Origin of the sequence: Afifella sp. JA880 (assembly GCF_025379905.1) — a bacterium.
GTDB lineage: Bacteria > Pseudomonadota > Alphaproteobacteria > Rhizobiales > Afifellaceae > Afifella > Afifella aestuarii.
This window is the reverse complement of record NZ_JAOANH010000001.1, coordinates 525,618-552,287: the sequence shown is the minus strand read 5'-3', so window position 1 is coordinate 552,287 and position 26,670 is coordinate 525,618. Positions and strand designations below refer to the sequence as shown.

Below are 26,670 nucleotides of genomic sequence, written 5' to 3'. Positions count from 1 at the left end.
TCGAACGAATTCTGATGCGCGCTGCTCGCCAAAGCTGTGCGGGACGAGGCGTTGGCCTCTGCGCAGCCTTTCGCGCAGCGGGTGAGGCGTTTACGGCATTGCGTGGCGCTCGCTCATCCGTATTGTGCGCGGCCTCAGATGGATTTTTCGATCACCAAAGAGCGCTTTGCCGAAAAATCGTTCGTATTGGTGAGGCGAAAACGGGAGGAAGAAAATGAAAATTTCGCAGTTTGGCGCGATTGCGCTGTTTTCCGCCACACTTGCCGCGATGGCGGGGCCGGCTTCGGCCGAAACCTATCGTTTGTCGCAAAATACCAGCAACACGACGACCTGGCAGAAGGGCGCCGAGAAGTTCAACGAGCTTCTGGGTGAGGCGACCGACGGCAAGATGGAAGTCCGTATCTTCCCGAATGCGCAGCTCGCCGGTGGCGACCAGATGAAGCAGACGGAGATGGTGAGCCGTGGCTCCATCGACTTCATGCTGACCTCCGCGATCAACGTCACGCCGCTTGTGCCGGAGCTTGCGGTCTTCTCGTTGCCGTACCTCTATTCGGACTATGACGCGGTCGACGCCACGACGAGCGGCGAGCCGGGGCAGAAGATCGAAGAGATCTTGAAAGAGCACGGCATCATCGCTCTCGCCTGGGGCGAAAACGGCTTCCGCGAAGTGACCAACAATGTCCGTCCGATCAAGACGCCGGAGGACATGCAGGGCCTCAAGATGCGCGTCTCGGGTCCGATGTACATCGACGTGATGCAGGCGCTCGGCGCCAACCCGCAGCAGATGCAATGGTCGGAGACGTTTCCGGCTCTGCAGCAGGGCGTGGTCGACGGCCAGGAAAACCCGATCGGTGCCGTCATCATCCCGCAGCGCGTCTACGAGGTGCAGAAATACCTGACCACTTGGCACTATTCCTACGACCCGCTTTTCCTCGGCGTCAGCGAGAAGCTGTGGGATTCGTGGGATGATGAGACGAAGACCACGGTGAAGAAGGCCGCCGAAGAGGCGATGGAATACCAGAAGGAAATCAGCCGTGAAGGCACGGCCAAGGGCGTCGAATTCCTGCGCGAACAGGGAATGGACGTCTACGAGCCGAACGCCGAAGAGATCGACGCTTTCCGCGAAGCGACCAAGCCGGCCTTCGACACCTGGTCGAAGAAGGTGGGCGAGGATCTCGTGAAGAGCTTCCAGGACACCATCGCTCAGTCGAACTGAGGCATCGCTCGTGCAGGCGGGGTGTCTGTGCCCGCCTGCACGTTCAGCCTTTGAGGAGGTTTCGTGTCGTTCCTGTTGCGCGAAGCGGAGAAGATCGTCTGCGCGGTGATCCTTCTTGCGATGACCGGCCTAGGCTTCGCCAATGTGGTCGTGCGCTATCTGACCAGCTATTCGCTCGCATCGACGGAAGAGCTCCTCACCAACGGCTTTCTGCTTTTGACGGTTTTCGGCGCGGCCATCGCCGCACGCAACGGCGAGCATCTTGCCGTGACCATCCTCTACGATGCCGTGCCGAGGCCGGTTCGGAGGGCGATCCTCGTCCTGTCGAGCGTCCTCTCCGTCGCTCTCCTCGCGATGTCGGCCTGGTTCACCTGGCAGCTTTTCGCGAACCAGTTCGAGAGTGGTGTGCGCTCCTACGCGCTGCAGATCCCGGCCTGGTACTACAGCGTGGCCCTGCCTTTCGGCTTCGCGCTCGTCATTATCCGCTACATTCAGCATGCCTTCGAGCGCTGGCGCGGTGACACGCATGAGGTCGTCGCCGATGTTTGACCTCGATGCAGGCACGCAGATGGTGATCCTGTTCTTCGTGCTGTTGTTCCTGCGCGTGCCAGTCGCGTTCGCCCTCGGGCTTTCCGCCGTCTATGCGATGTGGGCGATCGGCTTCGGTCTCGATATGGCGGGCGATCTCATCGCGAGCGGGATCGCCAAATTCTCCCTGCTGGCGATTCCGTTCTTCATCCTTGCCGGCACCCTCATGGGCTCCCTCGGCATTGCTGAGCGTATGATCGCCTTCTTCCGCGTTCTCGTCGGCGGCCTGCCGGGGGGCATGGGGCTTGTCGGAACCGTCGTCTGCCTCTTCTGGGGTGCGGTCTCGGGCTCCGGGCCGGCATCGGTTGCCGCAATCGGCCCGCTGATCGTGCGCGGCATGGCCGAGGATGGCTATCCGAGAGCTTTTGCAGCCGGCCTCGTCTGTGCCGGTGCGGGACTTTCCATCGTCATTCCCCCCTCGATCGGTCTCGTCATCTACGGCGTCATTGCCGAAACCTCGATTTCGGACCTCTTCACGGCAGCGATCATCCCGGGCCTTGTCATGGGGCTCTTGATGCTCGTCGCTCTGCCTTTCGTGCCGAAAGTGGATGCGAACGAGATGCCGCCGAGCCTGGAGCGCCTGATGCCGCAGGATTTTTCGGAGCTCCCATACGGGCGGCGGCTGTGGCGCTCCTTCCTGCATTCCTTCTGGGGTCTGATGACACCGCTCGTCATCCTGGGCGGTATCTATTCCGGCATCTTCACGCCGACCGAAGCGGCGATCGTGGCGACCGTCTATGCGCTCTTCGTCGGCGGCCTCGTCTACCGCACCTTGAGCTTTGCGACGCTCTACGAGGCGCTGTCCGCAGCTGCGGCATCCTCGGCCGTCGTCATGCTTGTGGTGGCCTATGCAAGCCTCTTCGGCTGGGTGGTGACGGTCGATGATCTCATCGGCAAATACTCGACCGTGCTTCTCGGGTTGAGCGACCAGCAATGGGTCATCCTCATCGTCATCATGCTCATCCTCCTGATCGCGGGGATGTTCATGGACGCGATCACCATCATGTTCATCACGCTGCCGATCTTCCTGCCGGTCATGCGCGAACTCGGCTGGGATCCGGTCTGGTTCGGCGTCCTGGTGATGGTCAATCTGGCGATCGGGCTCTTCACGCCGCCCGTCGGCATCAATCTCTACGTGGCAGCCAATATGACGTCGCTGCCGCTGGAGAAGATCGCGCGCGGCGCCGTGCCGTTTTTGATCACGAGTCTCATCGGCCTCATCCTCATCGCCGCCTTTCCGGGGCTGTCGAGCGTGCTCGTCGAGGTGTTGAAATAGGCGGCGGCGAGGTTCTGCCGTCCTGGCGAATGAGCGTGGTCAGGTGGCGGATGACCTGTCGGAGGCCCGAAGGATCCAACTCGCAATCTTCGGCCAGGTTTGCGACAGCGTGCGCGAGCTCATGAAAAGCCCGATATGGCCGCCGGGCACCGTCTCCTTCACGATCGCGTCCTTGGGCGTTCCAAGGAGACGGTCGGCCTCCAGCACCTGCTCCGGTGTGGTGATGTCGTCGGCGGCGCCGGCAAGGAGATAGACCGGGCAGCGGACATCGCTCAGCTTGAGCGGCCGTCCGAGGCCGACGAAGGTGCCCTTGGCGAAGCGGTTCTCCTTGAAGATCTCTTTGATCACCTGGAGATACCAACGTCCCGGCAGGTCGATCGGGTTTTCGTACCAGCTCTCGAAGGTCTCGCGTTTGGCGAGATAGGCCGGGTCGTCGATGTGCTCGTAAAGCTCGATGTGCTCGTCAATGTAATGCTCGGCGGGATGCATGTTCTTCCAGCCGCGCAGCATAAAGCGGCCGAGCATCAGCCCCCCGCCGAGTTCCACGAGTTCGCGGTAGAAGGAAAGGGGAGAGGCCTGCACCATGCGCTTGATGGGGCCGTCGCCGGCATTCGTGTCGATGGGCGCTCCCGCGAGAACGAGGCTTTTGACCTTCTCTGGAAAGCGCGCGGCAAGCATGGCCGATGCCCAGCCGCCCTGACAGAGCCCGACGAGATCGACCGAACCGCCGAGATCCTCGATCGCGACGAGAAGTTCTTCCAGATAATTGTCGACCTCGAAGTCGCGCATGTCGGGGGTGGCCGACTTCCAGTCCGTCAGGGCGACATGGGCGATGCCGCCATCGAGCAGCGTTTGGACGAGGCTTTGGCCCTTGTGATAGTCGGCGATCATCGCGCTATGCCCGGCATAGGGGGCGATGACGAGCGTCGGGCGCCCTTCTTCGCGTCCGTAATCGCGCAGATGCATGGTTCTCAGTTCGAGGCGGACCCGGTTCTCCGTCGCAAGCTGCGGCCGCAGTTCGTGATGGATCTTGATTTCCTCCTCGATGAATTTGACGTTGCGGGCATAGAGTTCCGCTTCCTCTTCAGCGAGAGCGGACGCCATGGCGACCGGCCAGAAGGCCGGCACGCTGGCGAGCTTGAACTCATGCGGTCGCGGCGTTCCTTGAGACATGACGACGGCTTCCCCCGTGACGAGCTAAAGACGGGAGCTATTGTCCGCTCCCCGTCTTCAGGTGGCGTGTCGAAAAAGCCCGGGCAAGTCGCCGTTAGGCGGGGCAGGGCTGCGCGAAACGAGCCTCTGCCGCGCTGAAGTCACCGATCAATCCGGATCGTCGCTTTCTCGCGACCGACCCTTGCCGACATTGGTGCGGAAGAACGAGCCGACGATAATCGGCAGGATGAAGCCGACGATCGCGAGCCCCCAGAGCGTGATCGACAGCCACGAATCGACGAGCGCCGACCAGTCGCCGTTGGAGATCGTCAGCTCGCGGCGCAGATTGACCTCCATTTGGCCTCCAAGGAGGACGCCGAGGATTACCGGCACCAATGGTACGTCGAGCTTGCGCAACAGCCAGCCGCCCAGGCCGAAAAGCACCATGACGACGAGGTCGAAGGTCGAACCGGAAATGCCGTAGACGCCGACGAAGGCGATCATCGCGACCGCCGGCATCAGGTATTTCGGCGGCACGAGAAGAACCCGCACGAACAAAGAGACGAGCGGGATGTTCATGATCAGCAAGATGATGTTGCCGATGAAAAGCGCCGCGATCAGGCCCCACACGACATCCGGATTGGACTGAAAGAGGAGCGGGCCAGGCGTGATGTTGAGGGCGAGCAGCATGGCGAGCAGCACCGCCGTCGTGCCCGAGCCTGGAACGCCGAGCGCCAGCATCGGAACGAGGGCGCCACCGGCGGCGGCATTGTTGCCAGCCTCTGGCGCAGCAACGCCGCGAGGGTCGCCCTTGCCGAAGGTGCCATTGCGGTCGGAGACGCGCTTTTCCACCGAATAGGCGATGAACGAGCCGAGCGATGCACCGGCCCCGGGCAGGACGCCGGCGAGGAAGCCGAGAACGGTCGAGCGCCCCATCGTGCCGGCGGTCTTGCGGAGCATCGAAAGCGGCGCGGTAACGCGGTTGACGAGCTTGCTCGCGTCCTCCGCATGAGCTTCTTCGCCGCGGTGTTCCAGGAAGATGAACACCTCAGAGACCGCGAACAGGCCGACGATCGCGACCAGAAAATCGATGCCGTCGTAAAGATGCACCTCGCCGAAAGCGAAGCGTGGCACGCCCGTCTGGGCATCGACGCCGATCATGGCGATCCCCACCCCGAGGGCTGCGGAGAAGGCGGCCTTCGCCTGATTGCGGCTGGCGATACCACCAAGCGTGGCAAAGGCGAGGGTGAAGAGCGCGAAGTACTCCGCCGGGCCGAAGAGCAGGGCGACCTTGACGAGCTGCGGGGCGAGGAAGACGAGCCCCCAGGTTGCAAAGAACGAGCCGACGAAGGAGGCGATGCCGGAAAGTGCGAGCGCCTCGCCGGCCTTGCCCTGCTGGGCCATCGGATAGCCGTCGAGCGTCGTCATCAGCGCCGGCTCGTCACCCGGAATGTTGAGCAGGATCGACGAGATGCGCCCGCCATACATGGCGCCGTAATAGACGCTGGTCAGAAGGATCAGAGCCGGCGTTGCAGGCAGGCCGAGCGTGAAGGCGAGAGGGATGAGAATGGCGACGCCGTTCGAAGGCCCCAGTCCAGGCAGAGCGCCGAAGATCGTGCCGAGGAAGCAGCCGAGAAGAGCCAGAAGCACGTTCTGGAAGGTGAGAGCGACGGCAAAACCATCGGCAAGGGAGGAGAGTGCGTCCATCGTAAAATCCTCCGCTTTCTCAAAAGCCCCAGGGGCCGCGCGCGAGCGACAGGCCGAGGACGACGCCGAAAAGGACGTAGATGCCAACCGAAATGGTGGCACCTGCGATCGCCGCTTGCACAGGCCCCGCGCCGAGACGCCAGGACAGAAACATTGCGGTGATGGCGGTCGTCAGGACAAAGCCGCCGATCGGCAGCGCATAGGCGTAACCGAAGAGCACTGCGGCGGCGAAAAGCACTTCCATCGTGCGCCCGAAGCTCGCCCATTGCGGTTCCGGATCGGGCTTGATGATGAAATAGATGGACGAAAGTCCGAGAATGACGCCGATGATGATCGGAAACGTCTTTGGTCCGACCGGATCGGACATGAAGCTTTCCTGGATGAGCGTCGCCTGCCAGATATAGAACGCGGCAAGCGCAACGCCGATCACGCCGAGTATCCGATCGCTCATGATCTCTTCCCGTTATCGAAGAGGGCCGCGCCGAGGTCCGGCACGGCCCTTCGCGGTGTCACCTGATGATGCCGATTTCTTTGGAGAGATCTTTGATCTCCGCGACGGAGTCTGCCACGAATTTCTCAAAATCTTCGCCCTGAAGATCCAGCGGGGCAAGGCCATTGGAGGCCATGATCTTCTTCCATTCGTCGGATTTGTAGGTTTTGCCGATGGTTCCGACCCACCAATCATAGGCTTCGTCCGACATGCCGCCCGGAGCATAGAAGCCGCGCCAATTGGCGCCGACGGCATCGATGCCCTGTTCCTTGGCGGTCGGGAATTTCGAGAAATCGCCGGGCAGGCGTTCCGGAGCGAGGACGGCGAGGACTTTGATGTCGCCGGAATCGACAAAACCCTTCGCTTCCGATGCATCGCCGGAGAAGGCCTGAACGGAGCCCGCGAGAAGCTGGGTCACCGCTTCGCCACCGCCTTCGAACGCGACGTATTTGATCTGACGCAGCTTATCGATGCCGGCGCGCTTGGCTGCGATCAGGACCTTCAGATGATCCCAGCCGCCGACGGCCGAGCCGCCTGAAACCGCGATCGAAGAGGGGTCGGCCTTGATGGCGTCGAACAGCTCGGGAAGCGTGTTGAATTTCGAATCCTTGGCGACCGCGATGATGCCATAGTCGGCGCCGACGGAGGCGAGCCAGCGGACCTGATCCATGTCGCCGCCGGGATAGGCGCCCTGGGCGAGGCGGCTCGAGGTTGCCGAAGAGGCTGCGACGATGAGGTTGTTGTCGTCATTGCGCTTGTTGACGACTTCGGCAAACGCGACGCCGCCGGATCCGCCGGCGAGATTGGTGACCTTCATCGTGCCTGGGATGAAGTCCAGATCCTGCATGGTCTTGCCGACCTGGCGGCAGGTGAAGTCCCAGCCGCCGCCGGGATTGGCGGGGGCGATGCATTCGGTCGACGACGGCTCGAAGGCCGACGCCCGGTCGCTCAGCGTGGCCGTGGCGAAGGCCAGCGGCAGAGCAAGTACAAGCAAACGACGCAATGACATGGTCATGAATCCTCCCTGATTTGACCATTCTGACGCAGCTTCTGGCTGCGATAGGAAGCCGGCACTTCGCGCGGAGCCATTCCGTCGAAGGTCCAGCGATAGGCTGGTGGTGTCGGGCCCTTATTGCGGCCACCCTGACACATCTGCTCCCAGGCATGGGAGAGAATGCCGACGGAACGTGACAGGCAGAAGAGGCCCCTGGCAAGAGGAGCCGGAAAGCCGAGCTCGGCGTAGATGACGGCGGTTGCCCCATCGATGTTCATCGGGACGGGTTTGCTCTTCGCCTCCGTCAGCGTTTTTTCAATTGCACGACCGATCTTCGCAAAGCGTCCGGAAACGGTCCCGGCCGCGGCTGCCTCGTCGACAAGCCCAAGGAGGCGGGGCGCGCGGGGATCGACAGGCTTGTGAAAGCGGTGGCCGAAGCCGGGCACGAAACGGCCGCGTTCCGCCTGCCAGCGGTCTAGGATATCGGCCGTCTTTTCCGGCCCGCCGGCGTCGTCGATCATGTGGTAGAGTTCGACGGCCTGCTCGCCTGCGCCACCATGCACGTCGTCGAGGAAATTGACTGCGGACGCCATGGCGCCATTCAAGGGCAGGCCACAGGTGACGGCCATGCGAGCCGCCGCGATCGAAGGAGCCTGAGGCCCATGATCGACGGCCGCTACGAGCGCCGCCTCAAATAGGGCCGCCTCGTCATGGCCTGGCAGTTCGCCGCGCGTCATGAGCCAGATCATCTCGGGAAAACTGACCTGGCCGATGAGGTCCTGGACCGGGTAGCCGCGGAAACTGATCTTGCCCGGCTCCATCTCGATGATGGAGGTGCGCCACCAATCGGACACGTCGCTCATATCGCACCTTCCTTCTGAAGCGTCTCGATCTCGCTCGCCGGCAGTCCGAGAGCGCCGTAGACTTCCTGGTTGTGCTCGCCGAGTTGCGGCGGCGGCGCGTCGACGCTGGGTGCCTCGCCACTCATCTTGATGCCGGTGCGGATGACCGTGATGTCGCGCCCGACGCCTGGAACGTTCTGGAAAGTCCCGAGCATTCCTCTTTCGGCGATCTGCGGATGCGCCAGGATGTCAGGGACACTCATCACGGCACCCGCCGGGACGCCGATCTCGTTCAATTCGCGCACCCAGTCGCGTGCAGGGCGGCGTGTCAGTGCCGTTTCCAACTCAGCCTTGAGACGAACGCGGTTCTCCTTGCGCTTCTCGCGGGTGGCGAAATCCGGATCCTGAAGCAGGTCCTCGCGTCCAAGATGGCGGGCAAGGAGTTGCCACTGCTCGTCTTTGTTGGCCGCGATGTTGAGAAGCCCGTCCTGCGCCTGGAACGAGCCGGAAGGTGCAGACGTCATGTTTTCGTTGCCCTTCGGCGAAGGCTCGACGCCGCCGATCAGATAATTCGAGACGACCCAGCCCATGGTGGCGATCGTCGCTTCGAGCATGGAAACATCAAGAAACGCACCGCGCTCCTCGGCATTGAGGGCAGCTGCGATTGCAAAGGCCGCGGTCAATCCGCCGATCGTGTCTGCGATCGGGTAGCCGACGCGCAACGGGCCTGAATCATTGTCGCCGGTGATCGACATGACGCCGGACGCGCCCTGGATGATCTGGTCGTAGGCGGGGCGTCCGATCCAGGGGCCGCTTTGCCCGAAGCCGGAGATGGCGCAGTAGATGAGCTGCGGGTTGACGTCCTTCAGCGCCTCATAGCCCACGCCCAGCCGCTCCATGACGCCGGGGCGAAAATTCTCGACGAGCACATCAGCGCTTTCCACCAGGCGGCGGAAAATGGCTTTGCCGCGCTCGTCCTTGAGGTTGACCGTGACGGATTTCTTGCCGGCGTTCTGCGCCAGGAAGGAGATGCCCATGTTGCGGGCATTGAGCTCGGGATCGGCCCCGAGCTGGCGCGCGAGGTCGCCTCGACCCGTCGCCTCGACCTTGATCACCTCCGCACCGAAATGCACGAGCTGATGGCAGCAGAATGGACCTGCGAGGACGTTCGTCAGGTCGAGAATGCGGATACCGGCGAGGGGCCGGAGCATGGCGTCTCCTTTTCGATCAGAGGGATAGCGGGACGTGCGGAATCAATTCCGCAAGTTGGGCCGATGTCCTCCGGATCGTTCTTCATTGTTCTTGCGTTCTGTCAGGTAGAACGTATATTCAACGTAGCAGAACGATTGTATAGCGGCAAGAGGGGAAGACAATTGTGGCAGCGGCTGAAAACGGTGGTTCCAACGATGCGGGCCAGCGCGGCGTAGAGGCCGTCGAGCGGGCCTTCCGCATCCTGGCCTGCTTCGATGAGGGAGAGTTGACACTCACGCTTGCGGAGCTTGCGCGCCGCACGGGCCTCTACAAGAGCACGATCCTGCGGCTCTGCGTGTCGCTGGAGCGTTACGGTTACATCGCGCGCCAGCCCGATGGGCGCTATCGGCTCGGCGCGACGGTGTGGCGGCTTGGGGCGCGTTACCGGCAGAATTTCACCGCTGCAGACCTCATCCGCCCGGAACTGCGTCGTCTGGCCGAGACGATCGGTGAGACGGCATCCTTCTATGTTCGCGACGGTGACAGCCGTGTCTGCCTTTATCGCCATGAGCCGGACCGCGCGATTCGTCACCACATCGTGGAGGGCGCGCGTATGCCGTTGACGGCGGGGGCGGCGTCCCACCTTCTCCTTGCCTGGACTGAGGATGATCCGCGGTACCGGGAGATCCGGCGGGTGGGGCACGCGGTCTCTCTGGGTGAACGCGATTCAGACATCGCTGCGATCGCCGTCCCTGTCTTCAGTCCCGACGGCAATTTGCGCGGCGCGCTCGCCATCTCCGGGTTGATCACGCGCTTCGACGACGCCCGGCGCGAGACGGTGCTGGTGGCGTTGAAAGAAAGCGCCGAGCGGATCGGTCGCCAGAAGACGGTCTCCTGAGACGCTCAGTCAGGCTTGCCGGGCGTGTGTGGCTTTGCGAGGTGTTTGAGGCCGAGCGGGATCAGCGCCACCATGAGTGCGACCCGGACGAGATGATGACAGGCCACCATCGCCGGCGCGATGTGAAGGGCGACTGCGACCACCCCCATCTCCGGGGCGCCGCCGGGCAGGAATGACAGAAGCAGCGGCGCCGCGTCGATCCCGGTGAGTTTCGAGGCGGCAAGGGCGGCGAGGAAGGTGCTGAAGGATAGCACCACGCCGATGATCGCTGACATCCAGCCGTCGCTCAAAATGTCTCGAAGCCGATAGCCGACGAAGCGGACGCCGACATTCGCGCCGATAATGATTTGTGCGACGATTGAGATCTGCGCCGGCACATGCGCCTCGACGACGCCGAGGCTGTGGACGAAGGCGGACAGGACGAGCGGGATCAGCAGGAGACCCGAAGGCACTTTCATCACCCGCCCGAGAAAATAGCCGGCGATCGCGCAGCCGAGAAGCAGCAGAAGATCAAGGGGCGACCCGTCGATTGGCGGCAGGCTGCCTGGACGCGTGGCTCCGGCGAGATCGTAATCCCCGAGAAGATGGATGAGGATCGGCATCGTCACCAGAAGGGCGACGAGGCGGGCGGAGTGGCAGAGCACGACCCGGCGGGGATCCGCGCCATAGGTTTCGGCAATGACGCTGACGACCGACAGACCCCCGGCATCGCCGCCAGAAAGGCGGTTGCCGGCGTCATCTTCGCCCATGTCCGCAGAACCAGAAAGGCGAAGAAGAAGAACGCGATCGACAACAAGATCATGATCAGGAGGCTCGGCCACCAGCCGGGGATCGCCTTCACCGTTTCTGGGTCGAAGCCGGCCCCCAGCATCGTGCCGACGATCACCATGGCGTAACCGCGCCAGGAACCCGGCAGGGCGAGCCGGACCCCGAAAAGCGACAGGAGGCCGGTCGCCGAAAAACTTCCGAGCACCCATGGCAGTGGGATCGACAGCGCGGTGAAGGTGAGGCCGCCGGTGAGGCCGGCGGCAAGAGTGGCAAGACCGATGAGAAGGGTTGATGCTCGGCCGGATGTCTTCTGGCTCAAGACGAGCCGGCGGCCGCTTCCTCCGCGCTTTGCCGGTTTTCACGATGGCGGCGCCACAGGGGCAGCACCACCGCGGAAAGCAGAAGCAGGACGAGGAACAGGATCGCGATCGGCCGCTCGGCGAGATAGGCGAGCGGGTTGCCGCCCGAGATCTGCAATGTGCGCACCATCTCACCCTCTGTCATGCGGCCAAGAAGCAGGCCGATGACCGTCGCTGCGACGGGATAGGAATGCCGGCGCATCATCCAGCCGAGCCCGGCAAAGACGGCGACCGTCACGGGACCAGCGATGGTGCCGGTGATACCGAACCCGCCCCAGGCACACAAGGCGAGAACGGAGGGTACGAGGTAGCTGAGCGGCACGCGTACCACCATGCCGAGCACGCGCAGCGACAGGATGCCGACGACCGCAAGCAGGATCACCTGGCCCATATTGCCGATGATGATGGAGTAGACGACGTCCCGGTTGTCTCTGATGAAGGACGGTCCGCCCACGAGATTGTGGAAAGAGAAGGCCGCGAGGAGCACGGCCGTTGCCGCACCGCCCGGCACGCCGAGTGCCAGAAGCGCCGTCATCGATCCGCCTTCGGAGGATGAGTTTGATGATTCGGCCGCGACGACGCCCTCAGGCTCGCCCTTGCCGAACTTTTCCGGATGGTCGGAGCTGCGGCGCACTTCGCCATAGGCGACGAGATTTGCAACCGAGGAGCCGACGCCCGGCACCGCTCCGATCAGGGCGCCGATCAGGCTGCCGCGGATCAGGGTCTTCGGATAGCGAAACGTCTTGAGGAAGCCCTTGAGGAGCGCCGAGAGCGAAATCGTGCGCAGGCCCTTGGCGTCGACGAGATAGGAATTGCCGCGCAGCCGGAGAAGCTCGGAGGCGGCAAACATGCCGATCATCGCCGGGACCACCGGGATACCGTCGATGAGATAGGGATTGCCGATGGTCGTGCGCATCGTGCCGGTCGTCGACATGCCGATCTGGCTCAGAAGCAGACCGAGAAGGCCCGCATAAAGGCCCTTCGCCATGGTGCTGTCGTTGAGCGTGGCGATGAGGGTGAGCCCCCAGAACACCACCATCACCATTTCAAGCGGACCGAGCTTCAAGACGACGACGGTCAGCGGTTCGATCAGGAGAAAGAGCAGGACATAGCCGACAAAAGCGCCGACGACGGAGGCGCCGAGGCCGAGGCCCAGCGCTTCGTTATGCCGGCCCTGACGGGCCATTGGATAGCCGTCGAAGGCGGTCGCGACGCTCGACGACGAACCGGGGATGTTCATCAAGATTGCCGTGACGCCGCCACCATAGGCGCCACCGGTGAAAATCGACGTCAGGAACAGCATCGCCTGAAGGAAATCCATGTTCCAGGTGAGCGGCAGGAAGACGGCCATCGCCATGGAGATCTGCAGGCCCGGAATGGCGCCGAAGACAAGCCCGATGAGAAGGCCAGGCAGGACATAGAGCCAGGGGCCGAAACCGCCGAAAAGAAGGTCGAGCGACTGTGAAAGTGCGAGGCCGTCGATCATGAAAGGACCGCCAGGGGCATGGGGAAGGGAAAGAGCGAGCCGAAGCTCTCCACCAGGAGCGCTGTAAATACGGCCGCGTAGAGCGGCGGCGCCCAGAGGCGCTTTTCACCGCTCAGATGCACCCCGATCCACACGAAGAAGAATGTCGCGAGATCGAAGCCGACCTTGGTCAGCGCCACGCAGAAGACGCCGAAGCAGGCAAGCAGAACGACATCTCCGAGGGTCTCGCGGAGCGGTGTCCTTTCCAGGCCTTCCGGATCGTGGGGGCGCAGCAGGCTCTTGCCGAGGATGAGGGCGGCAAGCACGAGGAGCGCGATTCCGACAGGCACGACGACGATGAGATTGTAGAGCTTCGTCGATGCGGAAATGGCGCTCCAGTTGAGATAGATCGCGGTGATCGATCCGAGGATCAGAAAGACGAGATGAGTGGGCGCGATACGCAGCGGCATGATCTGCGACAGACCTCGGGAAAGATTTCGCCGGAAGGGTGGGGGGAGAGGGCAAGAGCCCTCTCCAGGCGGGTTCAGCCCGCGACGTCGTTAAAACGCTTCAAGATCTCGAAGTTGGACTTGATGATCTCGGTGGTTTTTTCCGGCCCGAGCCATTCGGCGCCGATGCCCTGCTTCTTGAGGCTTTCGACGAATTCCGGGTCGTCGAGAGCCGCCTTGTAGGCGTCCGTGATGCGCTGGAAGCGCTCCGGATATTTCTCCTTGAAGGTCGCATGGGCCGCGAGGCCGCGCATCGAGCCGACGAGCGGTGGCACGGTCACGCCCTCGTCCGAGAGAGCCTCGTTCAAGGTCGGGGCGTCCCAATCCGGCAGGCGCTTCTCGGAGGCGACGGCGAGGGGGCGGATATATTCTGCAATCGACAGCGACCCGTCGGCGCCGAGCACTGTCATGTCGACCTGTCCGCCGGCTGCGGCGGTGCGGGCTGCCGACCCCGATTCGTAGGTGACGATGTTCACGTCATCCTCCGAAAGGCCGTAGCCTTCGAGCATCAGGAGCGCGTTGATGTAGCCCGTGGAGCCGGGAACGACGCTGATCGAATGCTTGCCCGGCTCTTCCTTGATGGCGGCGGCGAACTCGTCGAGCGTCTTGTAGGGGAGATCCTTGTTGAGCGCGAAGAGATCGATATCCGTCCACTGGCCGTTGATGAAGGCGAAGTCGTCGAGCGTGTAGTCGGCGTCTTTCTGCAGGATGGCGTTGCTGATGTAGGGGTGGATCGACGTCGCCAGGAAGAAGCTGCCATCGTCGGGCATGTTGAGGAAGTAGGTGTGGCCCACATGGCCGCCACCACCCTTCTGGTTGACCACCCGGATCGGCACGCCGAGTTCATCCTGCATCTTCTGAGCCAGCATGCGTGCGGTACGGTCGGCCGAGCCGCCTGGTCCGAGCGCCACCACGAAGGTGATCTGCTGGTTCGGCCAGTCGTCCTGCGCCTGTGCCGAGATCGATGTTCCGAGCAAGGTCATGCCGGCGACGAGGCCGGCCAATGCGGAGCGTCTGGTGAGTTTCATAATTGTCCTCCCGCTTTTGTTGTCTTCGCGGAATTTGCACCGCCGAGCGAGAATGTCAACAATGTGAGAGGGGTGACGGCACTGGCTCGGGCAATAGGGGGCGCTTGTCAGAGGCGTACTATTCTTCTAAGTGAGACAAAACAGGGGGTTGTGGCCCTAAATTGAATCTGCCTCGTCATTGAGCAGAAAACGCCGCTAGTGTTGGGGGAGGCATATTGTCGACAATTGCAGTCAGGCACGGCGATTCCTCTGCCGCCATTCTGGAGCGTCTGCGGGCCGATATCCTGGCCGGACGCCTGGTTCCTGGAGAGCGCCTCGGCGAAGTGGCTCTGGCGAGACGCTTCGAGGTGAGCCGCGGGCCGGTCCGCGAGGCGCTGCGGCTTCTGGCAGATGCCGGGCTCGTCAGTTTCACGCCCAATGTGGGCGCGCGCGTGCGCGAACTCTCCCTCGCGGACGCCCGTGTCCTCTATGAGCTGCGCGAAGCGCTGGAGGCTGAAGCCGCGAGGCTTGCGGCACTCAGGGCGACGCCGGAAGAGGCGCAGGATCTCGGGGCGCTCTTGAAGCAGCACGCAGGAGAGATCGCCGCCCATCCCGTGGGCGCTTACTTTCAAAGCGGTGGCGATGCGGATTTTCACATCGTCATCGCCAGGCTTTCAGGAAACCCACTCATCCTGCGGCTTCTCGATTCGGAGCTTTATCCGCAGCTCTCCCTTCTGCGCCGCCGCCATGGCCGCGTGCAGGGCCGGGGCCGCGAGGCGCTGATCGAACACGAGCGCATCCAGGAGGCGATCGCAGCTGGCGACGGCGAGCTCGCCGGACTTTTGATGCGCCGGCATATCCGCGCGAGCTGGACCTCGCTTGCCGGCGAACTCTCTCAAGAGGAGGAACGATGACCCAGCAGCGCATTCCTGCTGTTTTCATGCGCGGCGGCACCTCGAAGGCGATCATGTTGAAGGAGCAGGATCTGCCTGAGGACCGCGCTCTGTGGCCGGCGCTTTTTCGCAAGATGCTCGGCAGTCCCGATCCGAACGGGAGGCAGCTCGATGGCCTCGGTGGTGGCATTTCTTCCCTGAGCAAGATTTGCGTCATCGGCCCTTCGTCGCGCACCGATGCGGATGTAGACTACACGTTCGCCCAGGTTTCGGTGAAAACCGATGAGGTCGATTTCAGCGGCAATTGCGGCAATATGAGTTCGGCCGTCGGCCCTTTTGCCGCCGACGAGAAAATGGTTGCTGCGCCGCGCGACGGCGAGGCCACGGTCCGCATCCACAACACCAACACGGGCAAGATCATCCGCTCCGTCTTCCGGATGGCAGGCGGCGAGGCTTCCGTCGAGGGCGATGCGGTTTTGCCCGGCGTGGCCGGAAGCGGAGCGCCGGTGCGTCTGGAATTCCTGCATCCTGCCGGAACGCGCGGCAAAGGCCTTCTGCCGGCGGGCGAAGCGCTCACCCGGCTTACGAAGCGTGATGGCAGTGCGGTCGAGGCGAGCCTCATCGATGCCGCGATCCCGACCTGCTTCCTCCCGGCGTCGGCGCTTGGTGTCGATCCGACGATCATGCCGGACGCCCTCGATGCGGCGGGAGACGTGCTTGAGGAGATCGAGCATCTCCGGCGGCAGGCATCCGTTGCCATGGGCATCGCTTCGAGCGTGGACGAGGCGACGAAGATCATCGCCATTCCGAAGATCGGCTTTGTCGCTGCGCCGTCCTCGTTCTCTGACCTGTCCGGTTCTGCTCTCGCGCCCGACGACTTCGACATCCTCGTGCGCATGATTTCGGCGGCTCAGCCGCACCGTGCCGTTCCCATCACCTGCTCGCTCGCTCTGGCGAGCGCGGCCGCGGTCGAGGGAAGTGTCGTGCGCGCGCTGCTCAAGCCGGAGACAGATTTGAGCCGGCTTCGGCTCGGCACGCCGAGCGGCATCGTGACCGTCGGCGTGAAGGTGAACGGCGAGAACGCCGGCGTCCCGGTGATCGAAGCCGCGCATGTTCTTCGGACCCAGCGCCGCCTCATGGAAGGCGCGGTCTGCATCCCCAACCCATCGTGAATTCCCCAAAGTGGAAAACAATCAAGGAGTGCCCATGACCGAGACACCGAACAGACCCGTATGGTTGGAAGAGCCGCTTCCGCGCGATCTTGGCGCCGCGCTTGCCGAAAAATGGTCCTCCGGCGAATTCCTGCAGATCGCGGGTGCCCACGATCCGATGGCCGCGCTTGTAGCGCGCAAGGCAGGGTTTGAGGCATTGTATCTGTCCGGGGCGGCGCTCACGGCGTCTCTCGGCTTGCCGGATCTCGGCCTCCTCACCATGGAAGAGCTCGTCGGACGGGCGCGGGCGATCATCCGCGTGACGAGGCTTCCCTTGGTCGTCGACGGCGATACGGGCTTTGGCGAGGCTTTGAACGCCATGCGCCTCATTCGCGAACTCGAGGATGTGGGTGTGGCGGCCGTGCAGCTCGAAGACCAGGTGATGCCGAAGAAATGCGGCCATCTGAACGGCAAACAGCTCGTTTCCGCCGAAGACATGGCCCAGAAGGTCGCTGCGGCCGCCCGCGCGCGGCGCGATCTCAAGATCATCGCCCGCACCGATGCGGCGGCAAGTGAAGGCGTCGAGGCCGCGATCGAGCGTGCGCGCCTTTACATCGAGGCCGGGGCCGATGCGATTTTCCCCGAGGCGCTCGAAGGCGAAGAGCAGTTCCGCCAGTTCGCTTCGGCCATCAAGGTGCCGCTCCTCGCCAATATGACGGAGTTCGGCCGCACGCCGCAGACTTCGGCCGCGGAGTTTGCCGAGATGGGCTATGCGATGGCGATCTGGCCGGTTTCGAGCCTGCGCATCTGCGCACATGCCATGGAAAAGTTCTTCACCGAGCTGAAGACCACGGGCACCGCGGCCGGCACGGTGAAGGACATGCAGAGCCGGGCCGAGCTCTACGACATCATCAATTATTTCGGTTACGAGTCTTTGGACAAGAAGGTTCTGCGGACGGTCCTCGACCCGGCCTTTGCGGCGTAATCGGATCTTGCTCCGGATTGTCGCCGGCGCGGCTTGCCGTGGTCGGCGTCAATCCCGGGCGAGTGCGGCGACCGGATCGAGCCTGGAGGCATTGCGTGCCGGCAGATAGCCGAAGACGATGCCGATGAGGCTTGAACAGAGGAAGGCCGCGACGATCGAGACGGGCGAGTAGATGAGCTTGAAGCTCGATCCGAGCGCATCGAAAAGGGCGCCGAAGCCGAGCGCCAAAGCGATGCCGAGCACGCCGCCGATCAGGCAGACGAGCACGCCCTCGATCAGGAATTGCTGCAGGATGTCGCTCTGGCGCGCACCGACCGCCATGCGCACGCCGATCTCGTTGATGCGCTCAGACACCGAAACGAGCATGATGTTCATGACGCCGATCCCGCCCACGATCAGCGAAATGAGGGCGATGGAGGCGATCAGGACGGTCAAGGTTTCCGTCGTCGCCGTGATCGTCTGACGGATGTCGTCCGTATTGAGAATGAAGAAATCCTTCGAGCCGTGACGCCGGGTGAGGAGCTCCGTCACGGCCTGTTCGGCGGTATCGGTGGACGTATCGTCGGCGACGCGCACCGTAATGCTCCTGAGTGACTGGTCCCCGAGGAATCGCGCCTGCACCGTCGTATAAGGCAGGTAGAGGTTGAGGTTGCTGCTGGCGCCGAAGCCGCTTTGTTGGGCTCCTGCGACCCCGACGATGCGACAGGGCACCTTGCCGACCAGGATGACCTGGCCGACCGGGCTGCCGTCGAAGTCAGCGAAGAGCGATTGCCGGGTATTGTCGTCGATGACGACGTCTTTCTCCAACCGCCTCACGCTCTCCTGATTGAAGAAGCTGCCGGCGGCGAGCGTCGTGCCCCGAGCCTCGAAATACTGCGCACCGACACCGTTGACGAGCGCACTCGCTTCGATCGAGCCGAAACGCACGTTGGCGCTCGTGGAAACCGTGGGCGTGACGGCTGCCACATAGGGCTGGCCGGCGAGGGCGTCCGCATCGGAGACGACCAGCGTCGTAATCTTGCCCGAGCGCACGTCGCCGAAATCCTTGCCGGGAAAGACCTCCAGCGTGTTCGTGCCGAGGCTTGAGATTTGCGAAAGAACCTGCTGCCGCGATCCTGCCCCGAGCGCCACCACGCAGACGACGGACGCAATGCCGATGATGATGCCGAGCATCGTCAGAAACGTTCTGAGCTTGTGGGCGCGCATGGCTAGCAGTGCCATCCGAAACGCTTCGCCGAAACGATCGACCGCGGCGCGCACACGCCCGCGCCGTCGGTCCTCTGCGATCTCTCCGGCAATCTGTTGCCCGTCCGCCTTGGCGCTGCGGGTGTCGGAAATGATCTCGCCATCGCTGATTTCGATGATCCGCTCGGCGCGCGCCGCGACATTCATGTCGTGCGTCACCAGGATGACGGTCTTGCCCTCTCGGTTGAGCTCTTCGAGGATCTTCAGGACTTCTTCGCCGGAATGCTTGTCGAGGGCCCCGGTCGGCTCATCGGCGAGGATCACCTGCGCGCCGTTCATCAGTGCACGGGCGATGGAGACGCGTTGCTGCTGGCCTCCGGAGAGCTGGCCGGGCCGGTGCTCCAGCCGGTCGGCCATGCCAAGCCGTGCCAGAAGCTCTTCGGCCCGCTCTTCGCGCTCCGCGGGAGGCTGGCCGGCATATATCGCCGGGATTTCGACGTTGCCGAGAGCCGTCAGTTCCGAAAGCAGATGATAGCGCTGGAAGATGAAGCCGAAATGCTCGCGCCGAAGCGCCGCCAGCTGATCGGGTTCGAGTGATGACGTCTCCTGCCCGGAAATCCTGTAGCTTCCCGCTGTCGCACGGTCGAGACAGCCGAGAATGTTCATCAGCGTCGATTTTCCGGAGCCGGAGGCGCCGACGATCGCGACCATTTCTCCGGCATCGATCTGAAGGTCGATGTCCTTGAGAACTGCGATCGTGTCCTCACCGGCGGGAAACTCCCGCCGAAGCTTCTCGAGCGTAATGAGAGGTGTGGCCAATGCCTAGAACCCCATCGGTCCCCGGGGCCCGCGCCGTCGACCGCTCCCAGAGCTGCCTGGCTGACCCATGACGACACGATCGCCTTCCGAAAGGCCGGAAACAACCTCCGCCCGGATCTTGTCGTTGAGGCCGATTTTTACCGTGCGTTCGGCGACGTTGCCATCCGCCTCCAGCACATGGACCGAATACGTCCCGTCAGCACCTTTGCTGCCGAGTGCCGCCGACGGCAAGGTCAGGACATCATGGGCCTGGCCGAGTACGATGTGGACTTCCGCCGTCATGTAGGTGCGCAACTCGCGATCCTGGTTCGGCACATCGAAGATGCCGTTGTAATAGATCGCCTTCTCGGACGCGGAACTCGAGCCTGAGGACGACGAGGCCACCATGCTGTCGCTGGTGATTGATTCCGGTGCGGGCTCGATGAACGAGAGGGTCGATTCGTAGCGACGGTCGGGATTTCCCAGTACCGTGAAATAGACGGGCTGGCCGGGTTTGACGTCCACGACATCGACTTCGGAAATCTCCGCGCGCACGGTCATCGTGTCGAGCTGCCCGAGAATGACGATCGTCGGGGCAGATTGGATGGCATTCACGGTCTGCCCCTCCTGCGTCACCACCCAAAGCACCGTCCCGTCCATCGGAGCCGTAATTTTGGTGTAGCCGAGGTCGACTTTCGCCGTTTCGACGGCGACCTCCGCCTCGGCGATCTGCGCGTCGAGCGCGGAGATCTGCGCTTTGGTCACTTTTACGGTCGCTTCCGCCTCTTCGTAATCGGCACGCGAAACCGCGTTCTGGTTGATCATACGCGTCTGCCGCGCGAGAGCCTGCTCGGCCTGAACGAGCGTCGCCTGCTTCTCCTCCTTTTGAGCGCGAACGTTGGCAAGCGACGCCTCTGCGGTGCGCAGGTCGTTCTCCTGCGTTTCGGAATCGATCTCCGCGATGAGATCGCCTTCCTTGACGCTGTCGCCCACGCCGACGTCGAGAGACGTGACGCGGCCCGAAACCTGCGCGCCCACGGCGACCAGTTTCGCCGGCTTGAGAATGCCCGTGGCGAGGACCGTCTTCTCGATATCGCCCCGTGTGACCGGCGACGTCATGATCTCAGGCGGCTCTTCGGTGAAATAATTGCCCCTCGCCCAGTAGCCCGCCCCGCCGATCAGAAGGAGGGCGACAAGGAGCCAGATGAGCTTGGAACGCTTGCGCTTGCGGGCTGCCATCACGTTGCCGATCTTTGTGCCCTAATGCTGCACGAAGACGACCGGCCTGGTCTTCGGCCGATCGACGATCTCCGGCTCGTCGATCCGCACTCGTCCGTCCCAGCCGCCGCCCAGCGCCTTTTGCAGGGCGATATAATCCTGCGTGATTTCCACGCGGCTTGCGAGCAACGCATCCTCCGCGGAATAAAGCGAGCGTTCGGCGTCGAGCACGTCGAGGAAGCTCGATGAACCGCTCTTATAGAGTGTCCGGGCAAGGTCGGCCGCCTGCCGGTAGGCCTGTGTGGATGTGGCAAGCTTGCCGTAGCGGATGCGCTCCTGGGACAACCCGACGATGGCGTTCTCCACTTCCTCCAGCGCGTTGAGCACGGACGATTTGTAGGCGATGAAATACTGGTCACGCTGAGCCCGTGCGACATCCGCCGCAGCGGCGAGCTGGCCGCCATGGAAAAGGGGAACGCTGAGGCTCGGACCGAACGACCAGGCGATCGAAGAATGGTCTGCAAGATCGCCGATCTGAGCACCCGATGTGGCGATGTTGCCGAGGAGACTGACACTCGGGAATCGATCGGCCTCGGCCGCGCCGACCCGCGCCGTGTACTGGGCGAGCTGTCTCTCTGCCATACGCACATCGGGGCGTGTGTTCAAAATTTCGGCCGGAATGCCGGTCGGGATCGGCAGCTTTGGCCGCGGAATCGGTTTGCTCTTCTTGAGCTTGCTCTCGAGGGCGCTCGGCGCCTGACCGGTCAACACGCCGAGCCGGTGCAACGCTTCGGCGTAGGAGGTGCGCAGCGATGGAATCGTCGCCTCCGTATTGGCCGCCTGACCCGTGGCGTTCGCCACATCGAGCGAGGATGCCGCGCCCGCCTCGAACTTGTTGCGGGTGATGTCCGCGGTCTCGCGCTGCGAGGATGCGGTCCGCTGGGCAAGCGCGATGCGCGCCTGATAACCGCGGAGATTGACGTAGTTCGACGCGACATCGCCGATCAACGTCAAAAGCGTGTTGCGCAGATCTTCCTCCGCGGCATCGATGCCGTAGCGGGCGGCCTCGGCCGTGCGGCGATTCCCGCCGAAAAGATCGAGCTCCCAGGTCGCGTCGAAGCCGGCCTGATAGTTCCATGCCGTGTTCGAGCCGCCCGAACCTGCACCGTTGCTCTTCGAACGCTGGCTGGAACCGGATCCGTCGGAAGAAGGGAGGAGCGCGCCGGTGCTCTGCCGGTAGCTCGCCCGCGCCTCGCGGATCCGCGCTTTCGCCGAGGCAACGTCGAGATTGCCCGCGACCGCTTCCTCGATGAGGGAATCGAGCAAGGGATCGTTGAGGCGGCTCCACCAATGCGCGAGTTCCGGCGGACGGGTCGGTTGCGTGGCGCCGTTGTTGCTCCAGCTGGCGGGAAGCGCCATCAGAGGCTTCTGATAGTCTGGCCCGACCATGCAGCCGGCGAGCCAGGGCAGGGTCAGAAGCATGGCCGCGGTGGTGCGTCTGCCTCGACGATGCGAAGCCCGTGTCGCGATGGGGTGAGCGATCATCTTTGTCATGCCTGGCGATCGGTCTTTCTTGTCCGCCTAAGCCTGTGAAGCTGGGGCGGGGATGGTGTCGGCTGCGGAAGCCTGCGAATTGCGTCGCTTGGAGAACAGACGACGCACCGCAACGAATAGGAGAGGCGCGAAGAACACGCCGAGGGTCGTGGAGGCGATCATGCCGCCCATGACGCCGATGCCGACGGCATTCTGGCTGCCAGATCCGGCGCCATCGGCAATGGCGAGCGGCAAGACGCCGAGAATGAAGGCGAGCGACGTCATCAGGATGGGCCGCAATCTCTGCCGGCATGCTTCGAGTGTCGCTTCCACCAGGTCTTTGCCTTGTTTCTGCCAGTCCAGCGCGAATTCGACGATCAGAATGGCGTTCTTCGCCGCGAGACCGATGGTCGTCAGCAGACCGACCTTGAAATAGACGTCATTGGATTGGCCGAAATAGAGCGACGCGACGAGCGCTCCCAGAATGCCGATCGGCACGGTCAGGATCACGGCGATCGGGATCGTCCAGCTCTCGTAAAGCGCCGCAAGTGCCAGGAACACGACAAGGACCGAAATCGCATAAAGGGAAGCAGCTTGGTTGCCTGCGATGCGCTCCTGATACGACAAGCCGGTCCATTCGTGTCCAAAGCCGGCTGGCAGCTCGGAAATTAGCTCTTCGACCTTCTCCATCGCCTGGCCGGAGCTGTAGCCCGCACCCGCCGAGCCCTGGATTTCCATGGCCGGCAGCCCGTTGAAACGTTCAAGGCGCGGTGAGCCATAGGTCCAGGTCCCGGTGGCGAACGCCGAGAACGGCACCATCTTGGCGTCCGAATTGCGCACATACCATTGCTCGATGTCCTCCGGCTGCATGCGGAAGTGCGAATCTCCCTGCACATAGACGGGTTTCACGCGGCCCTTGTTGATGAAGTCGTTGACGTATTTGCTGCCCCAGGAGACCGAGAGGGTGCTGTCGATGTTGGAGAGGGCAAGAGAATAGGCGCTCGCTTTCTCCTGATCGATGTCGATGTGGTATTGGGAGGTGTCTTCCTGGCCATTGGGGCGGGTGCCGCTCAGAACCGGGCTTCGTGCCGCCAACCCGAGCAGTTGGTTGCGCGCCCCTTTGAGGGCATCGTGGCCGGCGTTGTTGAGATCCTGCAGGTAGAAATCGAATCCGCCCGTTGCGCCGAAGCCCGGCAGGGCAGGCGGGTTGAGCACGAAGACGCGGCCGTCCTTGATTCCCGATAGCGCACCCATAGCTCGTCCGGCGATCGCCTGCGCGCTCGCAGCTTCGCTCGTACGTTTCTCGAAATCGCTGAGGCGAATAAAAGCGAGACCGACATTCTGGCCCTGGCCGCCGAAGCCGAACCCGACCTCCGTCATCACGCCGGCGACGTTGTCCGTCTCATCGTCGAGGAAGTAATCCTGCACCTGACGCATCACGCGCCACGTTCGCTCCTGGGTCGCGCCGGCAGGAAGCTGCACGCTGGCGATCAGGATGCCCTGGTCCTCGTCTGGCAGGAAGGAGCTCGGCAGCTTTGTGAAGAGATATCCGGTTGCCCCCGCGATGACGAGGAAGACGACAAGGAAGCGAAGCGAACGCTTAATGATCCCGCTGACGCCTGAGCGGTACCCGTTGGTCAAGCGTTCGAAAGAGCGGTTGAAGAGGCCGAAGACGCCTTTCTGCTTGTGTCCTTCCTTAACGGGCTTGAGCAGCGTTGCGCACAGGGCCGGGGTCAGGATGAGCGCGACGGCGACCGAGAGGATCATCGCGGTGACGATGGTCACGGAGAACTGACGATAGATGATACCGACCGAGCCGGAGAAGAACGCCATCGGCACGAAGACGGCGGACAGCACCGTGGCGATGCCGATCAGCGCGCCCTGGATCTCGCCCATCGACTTGATCGTCGCCTCCTTGGGCGGCAAGCCTTCTTCGTCCATCACGCGCTCGACATTCTCCACCACCACGATGGCGTCGTCGACGAGAAGGCCGATGGCCAGCACCATGGCGAACATGGTGAGGGTGTTGATGGAATAGCCGGCGAAGGACAGCATGGCGAAAGTGCCGAGCAGAACGACCGGCACGGCGATCGTCGGAATGAGTGTCGCGCGGATGTTCTGCAGGAAGACGAACATGACGATGAAAACGAGGACGATGGCCTCAAACAGCGTCTTCACCACCTCTTCGATGGAGAGTTCGACGAACGGGGTCGTGTCGTAAGGATAGACGATCTCGACACCCCGCGGCAGCGTGCCGGCATTCGCGTCGAGCACATCGCGAACCTCTGCCGCCGTGGAGATGGCGTTGGCACCGGTGGCGAGATAGATCGCGAGACCGGCGGCGGGTTTGCCGTTGTAGCGTGAGCTCGTGTCGTAGCTCTCCGAGCCGATTTCGACACGCGCCACGTCGTTGAGCCGCACGATCGATCCGCCGGTCGCGCTCTTCAGGATGATGTTCTCGAATTGCTCGACGGTCTGAAGGCGGCTCTTGGCGGTGAGGGTGACGTTGAGCGCCTGTCCCTGGACCTGCGGTTCGGCGCCGAGCTGGCCGGCGGACACCTGCGTGTTCTGGGCCTGGATTGCCGCCGTCACGTCGCTCGGCATCAACGAGTATTTTTGCAGCTTGGCAGGGTCGAGCCAGACGCGCATGGCGTAGCCCGAGCCGAAAAGGCGGGTCGAGCCGACGCCGCCGAGGCGGCTCAAAGGGTCGTTCAACGTCGATTGAACGTAATCGGCGAGGTCCGTGGTCGTCTGCGAGCCGTCGGTCGACACAAATCCGACGACCATCAAGAAGCTCTGCGTCGACTTGGTGACCGTCACGCCATTGTTGACGACGGCCTGGGGCAGTTGCGATTCCACAAGCTGCAGCTTGTTCTGCACCTGCATCTGCGCGACGTCGGGATCCGCTTGATTGGTAAAGGTGAGCTGGATTGAGGCGGAACCGGTCGATGTCGACGACGAGGTCATGTAGTCGAGAAAATCGATGCCGGTCATGCCCTGCTCGATGACTTTGGTCACCGAATTCTCGACCGTCTCCGCATCGGCGCCGGGATAGTTGGCGCGGATCTGCACAGTCGTCGGCGAGATCTGCGGATATTGCGAGATGGGCAGGGTCGTCAGGGCAAGGAGGCCGCCCAGCATGACGACGAGCGCGATGACTGCGGCGAAGACCGGCCGTTCGATAAAGAAGCGCGACATGGGTGTGGCTCAGCCCTTCTGAGCGGGGTCGTTCGAGAGGGCGGCTTTTTCGGGGGGCGTCTCCGAAAGAGCCTGAACTTCGCCGGTCTCCTCGTCGAGGGTGACTTCGGTGGCGCGCACGCTGTCACCGTCTTTGACGGATTGCGCGCCTTCCACGATGAGCCGGTCGCCATCCGACACACCGCCGTCCACGAGCCAATTGCGGCCGATGCTGCGCTGCACGCTCAACACGCGCTGGTCCACCTTTCCGTCGGCATCGACGAAAAACGCCACCGCCTCGCCATCCGGATTGTGGGTGACGGCGCGCTGCGGGACGAGAAAACTCCCCTCCGCGACGCCCTCTTGGAGGATGCCGCGCACATACATACCCGGCAGAAGCAGTCGATCGGGATTGGGAAAGACGGCGCGCACCGTGAACGTCCCCGTCGTCTCGTCGATCACCGATTCCATGAACTCGAGCGCTCCGTCCTGAGCGTAGGTGCTGCCGTCGTCGAGTTTCAGCCTGACCGCGACGTTCTCGCCCGAAGTTTTGATGCGCCCTTCGTCGACGGCGCGCCTCAATCTCAGCAGGTTCGTGCTCGATTGCGTGACATCGATATTGATCGGGTCGAGCGTGCGGATCGTCGTCAAAGGCGTCTCTTGATCGGCGGTGACGAGCGCACCGACGGTGACAGCCGAGGCGCTGATACGACCGGAGATCGGCGCCTTCACCTTGGTATGATCGAGATTGATGCGGGCGGATTCGAGATCGGCCTTGGCTGACGCGACATCGGCCTGCGCTTGCAGAAGGTCCGATCGAGCATCGTCGACATCCTGCTTCGACACGGCGTTCTGCGCCACGAGCCCTTCATAGCGTTCCACCTTGGCCTTGGCGCTTGGGACCTTCGCTTCGGCTTTCTGGAGAGCTGCAGCCGCCACGTCGTAGGCTGCCTGGTAAGAGGCGCTGTCGATCTCATAGAGAACATCGCCTTCTTTGACCTCGCTGCCTTCTTCGAAGGCGCGCGCGCGGATGATGCCGCCAACCTGGGGGCGAACCTCCGCGACCAGGGAGGCCGCTACGCGCCCAGGAAGTTCGGCCGTGATGGTTGTCGATCCCGGATGGAGAGCAATGACGCTCACCTGCGGAGAATTGCTCTGCGCCGGGGCTGTCTTTTGTTCCTCAGACGGGTTGCAGGCGCTGAGAAGCAAGGTCGCAGCAAAGGTCCCCACAATGAGGTTCAGACAGTGCAGACGCAACCTGTCGTAGA

At 63.0% G+C, this 26,670-nt stretch carries 21 protein-coding genes and 1 pseudogene; 7 read left to right on the top strand and 15 right to left on the bottom strand.

The features are described 5' to 3' along the window. Nucleotides 1-214: 214 nt before the first annotated feature. From NYQ83_RS02565 to NYQ83_RS02555, 3 genes are all read left to right on the top strand, one after another. Nucleotides 215-1,216, top strand: coding sequence for a DctP family TRAP transporter solute-binding subunit (locus NYQ83_RS02565; protein WP_261212128.1), 1,002 nt, complete (start codon nt 215-217; stop codon nt 1,214-1,216). A gap of 63 nt (nt 1,217-1,279) precedes the next feature. Beyond that, complete coding sequence (locus tag NYQ83_RS02560; protein ID WP_128293846.1) at nt 1,280-1,765, top strand: TRAP transporter small permease; 486 nt, start codon at nt 1,280-1,282, stop codon at nt 1,763-1,765. After that, nucleotides 1,758-3,080, top strand: coding sequence for a TRAP transporter large permease (locus NYQ83_RS02555; protein ID WP_261212126.1), 1,323 nt, complete (start codon nt 1,758-1,760; stop codon nt 3,078-3,080). Before NYQ83_RS02560 ends, NYQ83_RS02555 begins: the two co-directional genes overlap by 8 nt. A gap of 39 nt (nt 3,081-3,119) precedes the next feature. Here NYQ83_RS02555 and NYQ83_RS02550 read toward each other — a convergent pair whose 3' ends face one another. From NYQ83_RS02550 to NYQ83_RS02525, 6 genes are all read right to left on the bottom strand, one after another. Then, nucleotides 3,120-4,253: an alpha/beta fold hydrolase gene (locus NYQ83_RS02550; RefSeq protein ID WP_261212124.1), complete on the bottom strand. Its 1,134-nt coding sequence runs from the start codon at nt 4,251-4,253 to the stop codon at nt 3,120-3,122. A 147-nt stretch (nt 4,254-4,400) separates the two neighbouring features. Then, a complete protein-coding gene (locus NYQ83_RS02545; protein ID WP_261212122.1) occupies nt 4,401-5,939 on the bottom strand; it encodes a tripartite tricarboxylate transporter permease in 1,539 nt (512 codons plus the stop codon). Between the two features lie 19 nt (nt 5,940-5,958). Further along, complete coding sequence (locus NYQ83_RS02540) at nt 5,959-6,390, bottom strand: tripartite tricarboxylate transporter TctB family protein (RefSeq protein WP_261212119.1); 432 nt, start codon at nt 6,388-6,390, stop codon at nt 5,959-5,961. A 58-nt stretch (nt 6,391-6,448) separates the two neighbouring features. Continuing rightward, nucleotides 6,449-7,444 carry a Bug family tripartite tricarboxylate transporter substrate binding protein gene (locus NYQ83_RS02535; RefSeq protein WP_409976944.1) on the bottom strand — a complete coding sequence of 332 codons (996 nt, stop codon included), beginning with the start codon at nt 7,442-7,444 and terminating at the stop codon, nt 6,449-6,451. Continuing rightward, entirely contained in the window at nt 7,441-8,286 is an 846-nt protein-coding gene (locus NYQ83_RS02530) for a citryl-CoA lyase (RefSeq protein ID WP_128293851.1), read from the bottom strand. Before NYQ83_RS02530 ends, NYQ83_RS02535 begins: the two co-directional genes overlap by 4 nt. After that, entirely contained in the window at nt 8,283-9,476 is a 1,194-nt protein-coding gene (locus NYQ83_RS02525) for a CaiB/BaiF CoA transferase family protein (RefSeq protein ID WP_261212115.1), read from the bottom strand. The genes NYQ83_RS02530 and NYQ83_RS02525 overlap by 4 nt, the downstream gene beginning before the upstream one ends. A 164-nt stretch (nt 9,477-9,640) precedes the next feature. On the opposite strand from NYQ83_RS02525, the gene NYQ83_RS02520 reads away from it, so the two are divergent. Further along, on the top strand, nt 9,641-10,354 hold the full coding sequence (locus tag NYQ83_RS02520) for an IclR family transcriptional regulator (RefSeq protein WP_261212113.1): 714 nt from the start codon (nt 9,641-9,643) through the stop codon (nt 10,352-10,354). A 5-nt stretch (nt 10,355-10,359) separates the two neighbouring features. On the opposite strand, the pseudogene NYQ83_RS02515 reads toward NYQ83_RS02520, so the two are convergent. The 4 genes and pseudogenes from NYQ83_RS02515 to NYQ83_RS02500 form a co-directional block, all read right to left on the bottom strand. Then, nucleotides 10,360-11,327: pseudogene (locus NYQ83_RS02515) on the bottom strand (AbrB family transcriptional regulator). 110 nt (nt 11,328-11,437) lie between these two features. Further along, entirely contained in the window at nt 11,438-12,967 is a 1,530-nt protein-coding gene (locus NYQ83_RS02510; RefSeq protein ID WP_261212112.1) for a tripartite tricarboxylate transporter permease, read from the bottom strand. Beyond that, nucleotides 12,964-13,416: a tripartite tricarboxylate transporter TctB family protein gene (locus NYQ83_RS02505; RefSeq protein WP_234627764.1), complete on the bottom strand. Its 453-nt coding sequence runs from the start codon at nt 13,414-13,416 to the stop codon at nt 12,964-12,966. Before NYQ83_RS02505 ends, NYQ83_RS02510 begins: the two co-directional genes overlap by 4 nt. Nucleotides 13,417-13,490: 74 nt before the next feature. Then, complete coding sequence (locus tag NYQ83_RS02500; protein ID WP_261212110.1) at nt 13,491-14,483, bottom strand: Bug family tripartite tricarboxylate transporter substrate binding protein; 993 nt, start codon at nt 14,481-14,483, stop codon at nt 13,491-13,493. A 215-nt stretch (nt 14,484-14,698) separates the two neighbouring features. Here NYQ83_RS02500 and NYQ83_RS02495 point away from each other — a divergent pair, with 215 nt between their 5' ends. Genes NYQ83_RS02495 through prpB form a run of 3 tightly spaced genes read left to right on the top strand, consistent with a single transcriptional unit; the run spans nt 14,699 to nt 17,491 of the window. Next, nucleotides 14,699-15,376, top strand: coding sequence for a GntR family transcriptional regulator (locus NYQ83_RS02495; protein ID WP_234627766.1), 678 nt, complete (start codon nt 14,699-14,701; stop codon nt 15,374-15,376). Further along, nucleotides 15,373-16,527 (top strand): PrpF domain-containing protein, encoded by a 1,155-nt coding sequence (locus NYQ83_RS02490; RefSeq protein WP_261212107.1) that lies wholly within the window; start codon nt 15,373-15,375, stop codon nt 16,525-16,527. The genes NYQ83_RS02495 and NYQ83_RS02490 overlap by 4 nt, the downstream gene beginning before the upstream one ends. Nucleotides 16,528-16,561: 34 nt before the next feature. Then, a complete protein-coding gene (gene prpB, locus NYQ83_RS02485) occupies nt 16,562-17,491 on the top strand; it encodes a methylisocitrate lyase (RefSeq protein WP_261212105.1) in 930 nt (309 codons plus the stop codon). Between the two features lie 48 nt (nt 17,492-17,539). Here prpB and NYQ83_RS02480 read toward each other — a convergent pair whose 3' ends face one another. The 5 genes from NYQ83_RS02480 to NYQ83_RS02460 all read right to left on the bottom strand — a co-directional run bounded on the left by NYQ83_RS02480 (nt 17,540) and on the right by NYQ83_RS02460 (nt 26,542). After that, nucleotides 17,540-19,495 (bottom strand): MacB family efflux pump subunit, encoded by a 1,956-nt coding sequence (locus NYQ83_RS02480; protein ID WP_261212103.1) that lies wholly within the window; start codon nt 19,493-19,495, stop codon nt 17,540-17,542. Nucleotides 19,496-19,498: 3 nt separating this feature from the next. Further along, entirely contained in the window at nt 19,499-20,713 is a 1,215-nt protein-coding gene (locus NYQ83_RS02475) for an efflux RND transporter periplasmic adaptor subunit (protein WP_261212102.1), read from the bottom strand. Nucleotides 20,714-20,734: 21 nt separating this feature from the next. Beyond that, complete coding sequence (locus NYQ83_RS02470; RefSeq protein WP_261212100.1) at nt 20,735-22,174, bottom strand: efflux transporter outer membrane subunit; 1,440 nt, start codon at nt 22,172-22,174, stop codon at nt 20,735-20,737. Nucleotides 22,175-22,273: 99 nt separating this feature from the next. Then, nucleotides 22,274-25,423: an efflux RND transporter permease subunit gene (locus NYQ83_RS02465; RefSeq protein WP_261212096.1), complete on the bottom strand. Its 3,150-nt coding sequence runs from the start codon at nt 25,421-25,423 to the stop codon at nt 22,274-22,276. Nucleotides 25,424-25,432: 9 nt separating this feature from the next. After that, complete coding sequence (locus NYQ83_RS02460) at nt 25,433-26,542, bottom strand: efflux RND transporter periplasmic adaptor subunit (RefSeq protein ID WP_409976943.1); 1,110 nt, start codon at nt 26,540-26,542, stop codon at nt 25,433-25,435. Nucleotides 26,543-26,670: the final 128 nt, after the last annotated feature.